This window comes from Pseudoalteromonas sp. S3178 (assembly GCF_005886985.1).
Classification (GTDB): domain Bacteria; phylum Pseudomonadota; class Gammaproteobacteria; order Enterobacterales; family Alteromonadaceae; genus Pseudoalteromonas; species Pseudoalteromonas carrageenovora.
The window spans coordinates 1-3,815 of the sequence record NZ_PNCW01000108.1 but is presented as its reverse complement, the minus strand read 5'-3'; the positions used below and the strand labels follow the sequence as shown (position 1 = coordinate 3,815).

The following is a 3,815-nucleotide window of genomic DNA, read 5'->3' as shown; positions in this document are numbered from 1 at the left end:
ACAAAAAACCAACTTTATGCAAGTAAAAGTAAAGCTATCAGCTATCAGCTATCAGCTATCAGCTATCAGCTATCAGCTATCAGCTATCAGCTATCAGCTATCAGCTATCAGCTATCAGCTATCAGCTATCAGCTATCAAAGCACAGTAAAACACCGAGCATGAGTATACTAGGTGCTTTACTTTGTAATTTACAAAAAGTTGAGTTTCTAAATTTTATATTAAATTGGTGAACCTGGTGGAATTGGTAAAGCTTTAAAGTTGCTTGGCCATTCGCCTTTAGTTAAAAACAATTTAATTTGCTCTACTAAAAATTGCTTAAACGCACTTTCGCCAGTACTTGTGTTGCTCAGCATTGAGTTTTGATTAAAATCTTCGCTAAGCTTAACTAAATAATAACGAACTTGTGCTTGCACCTCTGGGCTTACGTTATTACTAGCAACTAAATCAGCAAATGCTTTAGTAGTTAAATACTGTGTACGCTGAGTAATTTTACCCGCCATCGTATTAGGTGATGAAACTTTAAATATTTGCTTATATAACTGCTCTAGCATGTTGTCTAAGCTATAAAAATCGTTACTGCGTGCTTGTTGCTGCGCTAACCGGTTTAAGCGTTGCGGATTTAATAAAAGCGATAAACTATGCTCTACCGCAACCTCTGGTAGTGCCATTGCATCAAGCGTTAAGCCTGTACGCCCTATTATACTTTCGCGCGATTTAGACTCGCCATATGCCTTTGGCGGAATAAGCGCTAACACCGACTCAGGTAGCAATAAATTGCCTGGCTTAAACGTGGCTAAAATAGCATTAACGGCTTCTTGCTGCAGCTCTTTTGAAACGACTTGCGCACCTTTTACGGGGGCGTCACCTCGTAGTTCGTACTCATAGTTTACGCCTGCAATTAACTTAACTGCAGCCTCTACTTGAAAGCGGTGAAACAAATAAAGTGGCACTAGTTTTTCTTCTAATTGCGAAAGTGCATCACCCGTTTTAATGTTATTTATTCCAAACTGCGCAAGTGCTTTTTTACGAACGTCGAGTACTCTTAATAACTCTTGTGATGGGTTGGTACCGTTATCCCATAAATGGGCCGTTGGGTGAGCACCACCTTTTGCTCGCGCGTCGCTGTCGGATATAAACTCAAGGCCTTTGGCTTTATTTTCTTTTATTATTGCTGCCAGTGCAGCGCTTTCGTCTTGATTGGTAAAGTCGCTGTAGCCATATTTAATTACTTGAGTATCCCATGCGCCCATGCCTTTTGCGTAGCCGCGCGTTACATCTAGCTTACCTTGTTCATTAAAACTAAGTAGTGGGTGTGGGTAATCCATAACAGAGGCTCTATCACCTACTGATGCGGCAAAGTTATGAGAAATCCCTAAAGTGTGGCCAATTTCGTGTGCACTTAATTGGCGAATACGGTCAAGCGCCATAGCCTGTAAATTTTTAGCGACCTCATTACCTTTTAAATAAGGGGCAGCAAGTGCCTCGGCAATTAATATATCTTGGCGTACACGCAGCGAACCAAGCGTTACATGCCCTTTTAATATTTCACCTGTGCGAGGGTCTATTACAGAGCTTCCGTATGACCAACCACGTGTAGCGCGGTGCACCCACTGAATTACGTTGTAACGAATATCCATAGGATCTGCATTACTTGGTAATACTTTTACTACAAATGCGTTTTTGTACCCTGCAGCACTAAATGCATCATTCCACCATTTACCACCTTCTAGTAAAGCACTTTTAACTGGCTCAGGAACCCCTGGGTCTAGGTAGTAAACAATAGGCTCTACGGGTTCACTAATAGGTAAACTAGGATCTTTTTTAGCTAAGCGATGGCGCGGTATATAGCGCACAAACATAGACTCGCCAAGCGCCGCTGCGTAATCTTTATGCTCAATACTCCAAAAGCCAGATTGCGGGTTAAACTTGCGCGGCGAGTAGTTATCATCTGGCAATTTAATGAGTGAATGATGCATATGCACAGTAAGTGCGTATGCATCGGCACTGACTTGGCGAACAAATTTACCCGGCTTTGTGCCCTTAAAGGTGAGTACTGCTTCAAGCTCGGTGTTTTTTAAAAACGCTTTTGAACGCTTCATGTAAACCGCGCTTCGTGATTCATCAAGGCTAAAGTTCCCTTGCTTACGCGCAGCAAGCGTTCGGCTTACACCGTGTACATCACTTAATAAATACGGTGTGTAGTCAATCAATGCGGTTGTTTTATCTTGAGCAACGACTTTAAAGCCTGCAAGTATACTTGATGCAAATGCCTCTTTAATACTTTGCTGATCGGCTTTATTAGTAGTGTTAGCACGGTAGTAAGTATTTACAGCGCGCAGCATTACTTTATCGCCAAAACGCTCAAACTGTACAAGATGCGTATTACCAAGTTGCCCTCTATCAAGGCCTATATCGTTTGAGCCAATCCCGTATGGCAAGCTTTGCTGAAGTAAAAATTGTTGTTCAAACTTATCTACTTTTAAATAAACTTTGCCGTTTTGGGTATCGTAAAAAAACGAATAGTAGCCCGGAAAGTGATTCATTTGCGTAGTAAATTCATCAATTGACTTAATTGCTGCGTGCGCTTGAGTTATGATAGAGCACAGCACAGTAAAGAATATGTAACTTATTAGTGGTATTTTTTTCATAATCTTATCTTTGTTATTGGCGTTTTAAGTACGATTAGGTGGTCCCATTATAGGGCGCTATTTAAACAATACAGTTATTTAAGACGAAATTCAGCGCACTAAGTTAATCTCTCTCACATTATGATTAGCTAGTACACGTTATCAGGAAAATATAATGCGTAGACTCCCTCCAGTATTACTAGAAGACGGTTGCCCAAGAGAACTTTTGTCGTTAATTAGAACCATTTTAGCGGCATGTAAAGAAATTTCGTTTCGTGTTGGCCAAGGTGCACTTTCAGGCGTTTTAGGCTCAACCCTTGATGAAAACATTCAAGGCGAAACTCAAAAAAAGCTCGATGTGTTATCTAATCAGCTGTTAAAAGATATTTTACTGGAATCAGGCACAGTTAAAGCAATTGCCTCTGAAGAAGAAGATTACACTGTTGCCGGTAATCAAGACGCTAAATATATAGTTGCATTTGACCCACTTGATGGCTCATCAAACACCGACATAAACTCGCTGGTAGGTACTATATTTTCGATTATGGAAGCGCCTGAAGGCTCAGATGCAGCTGATCAAAGCATATTTATGCAGCCTGGCCACAAGCAAGTGGCTGCGGGTTACGTGCTTTACGGCCCATCAACTATGCTTGCCCTTACAACAGGTAAAGGTACGCGCATGTTTACTCTTGATAAAACCCAAGGTAGTTTTTTACTAACAGAAGACTTTGCCACTATACCTGCCGATACCAACGAATTTGCCATTAATGCGTCAAACCAGCGCCATTGGCAGTCAGCTATGCAAAACTATATAAATGATTTGTTAGAAGGCGATACAGGCCCGCGCGCTAAAAACTTTAATATGCGCTGGATTGCAGCCATGGTTGGCGACGTGCACCGTGTACTTAGCCGTGGTGGTTTATTTACTTACCCAACAGATACTAAAGATCCAAATAAACCAAATAAACTACGCTTACTTTACGAAGCAAACCCAATGGCTATGCTTGTAGAGCAAGCCGGTGGTATAGCCTCAACAGGTACGGAGCGTATTATGGATATACAACCTGATGCCATCCACCAGCGTGTAGCGGTTATTTTAGGCTCTAAAAACGAAGTAGAAACGTGCTTGGGATATCATAAGTAAACACGTTGTCAGTTGTCAGTTGTCAAAAAATACTAAGCCGCAT

The 3,815-nt window shown here is 41.4% G+C and carries 2 protein-coding genes; one reads left to right on the top strand and one right to left on the bottom strand.

Features of this window, described 5'->3' with window-relative positions:
• Positions 1 to 219: 219 nt before the first annotated feature.
• Complete coding sequence (locus CWC11_RS20015) at positions 220 to 2,649, bottom strand: zinc-dependent metalloprotease (RefSeq protein ID WP_138684102.1); 2,430 nt, start codon at positions 2,647 to 2,649, stop codon at positions 220 to 222.
• Positions 2,650 to 2,803: 154 nt separating this feature from the next.
• Here CWC11_RS20015 and CWC11_RS20010 point away from each other — a divergent pair, with 154 nt between their 5' ends.
• The gene (locus CWC11_RS20010) at positions 2,804 to 3,772 is read left to right on the top strand and encodes a class 1 fructose-bisphosphatase (RefSeq protein WP_138684101.1); all 969 of its coding nucleotides are present in this window, start codon (positions 2,804 to 2,806) and stop codon (positions 3,770 to 3,772) included.
• The last annotated feature ends 43 nt before the right edge of the window (positions 3,773 to 3,815 follow it).

What these genes read in the sequence shown, in the direction of transcription:
- CWC11_RS20015 (WP_138684102.1), bottom strand. Translation starts at nt 2,649, where the DNA reads ATGAAAAAAATACCACTAATAAGTTACATATTCTTTACTGTGCTGTGC.
- CWC11_RS20010 (WP_138684101.1), top strand. Translation starts at nt 2,804, where the DNA reads ATGCGTAGACTCCCTCCAGTATTACTAGAAGACGGTTGCCCAAGAGAA.